This is a genomic window from Marinobacter persicus, from assembly GCF_002934325.1.
Classification (GTDB): Bacteria; Pseudomonadota; Gammaproteobacteria; order Pseudomonadales; family Oleiphilaceae; genus Marinobacter; species Marinobacter persicus_A.
Window position 1 is genome coordinate 1 of record NZ_PTIV01000082.1, and the last position, 1401, is coordinate 1401.

1 protein-coding gene is annotated in these 1401 nt (G+C 53.7%); it reads right to left on the bottom strand.

Going from position 1 to position 1401, the window contains the following annotated elements; all coding sequences use genetic code 11:
* Nucleotides 1-830: 830 nt before the first annotated feature.
* Entirely contained in the window at nt 831-1046 is a 216-nt protein-coding gene (locus BY454_RS16665; RefSeq protein ID WP_104417671.1) for a hypothetical protein, read from the bottom strand.
* Nucleotides 1047-1401 lie beyond the last annotated feature (355 nt).

The window sequence follows — 1401 nt, forward strand, 5'->3', positions numbered from 1 at the left end:
CCCGCGTCGCTACGCTCCGATGGGTGGCAGCCTTGCTCCGGTCCGGGTGGCAGGCTTCACGTGGAATGGGTGGCAACCTTCAGCGGTTTACGCAGTAAGACCTGAGGGATCCCGAAATCTGTTGTCGAAAACAGACACAGTTAAATCTTTTTTGCTGAGCGAGGTGAACTCCTGCAGGCAATTTTTGAAGAGCTCTGGCGTTCCTCATTTCCGGGAGCTTAGAGCTGGTTTCGCTCAGGACGTTTATGAAGAAGTGATGGCAGGGCCATCCCCGCTGAAGGAGGCAATTCGAGACAAAATTATGGATCGGGTTGCTCGGGAGGAGGTTGCGAGGCAGCTGGGGCACAATCGAGTGTCAGTGGCCAGTGCATACGTAGGAGGGCTCCGGAATGCAGCTTGATCATATCGTGAGGCGGCTCGATTTCAGTGCCCTGAGCGGAACCGAACAGCGGCGATACGTCAACCGTATCTATCGTATCGTCGGGGTTATTGAGCAGCGATTTCCTCATGTCGCCCAGCCAGAGCAGATTAGGCTCAAACACGTTCAATTTTATCGAAACGTTTGGCTGCCGGCGCATTCCTCATCTGAAAGGACGAAAGCAGAGCACATGCGGGCGTTGGGCTTGCTGGTAAGGGCTCTGCGGCGTCCTGAGAGCTGGCTTGGGGCATTAGGGCTTAGGCCTAACTGTTATCGTGGAGGAAGGCCCTCGGGAGTGGGGATCCGGAAGTCCAGGAAATTCTGAAGGCTGATTATTTCTTGGCGCTGACTTCGGGTTAGTGTCCATTCCCGACGGTAAATGCCGTCGAGAATGGATAACAGAGCTGTCGTTCTAGTGAACGGTTTTTGGTGTCTGCAGTAGGATGTTGCAGCCGGTATCAAAATCCATCACCGCATGTAACCGGTGCGGATCCTCTGCGTTTCGGTAGAGCTCCAGAGTTATCCAGTCGTCGCCACGACGCATCTGGGCGTTGAAGATCATCTCCTCACTTCCAAACTCCCGCGCGAGTTCTGCAGCTAACTCTTGTGCTTTGGTCATGAATTCCATAACTGCGCTCCTCAAAACCAGACATTTTGTTTGATGTCGCCAAGACCATCGGCCAGCGATCTATGTTGCGGTGGGGTTTGAGTGGAATGGGAGCCGGTCTGGAGCGTGTCCGGAAGAAGGTCTTCCATAGTTTCGTTGACAGCCAACGTTTGGCCGTCCGTGCATTCCACTTCCATAGTCACTCTGGCTCGCTTGAAATTGTCGATGACCCAAGCGACCACCAGTGCTTGTTTCAGGAGATCACGGATTTCATTCGTATGGTTAGCCCGGATTTCTCACAGCCACCCTGCAAGTCTCGCAGACTAAGCGGGTGACCGCCATGACCGCTCAGATGTGGGCACGATTGATTAATAAT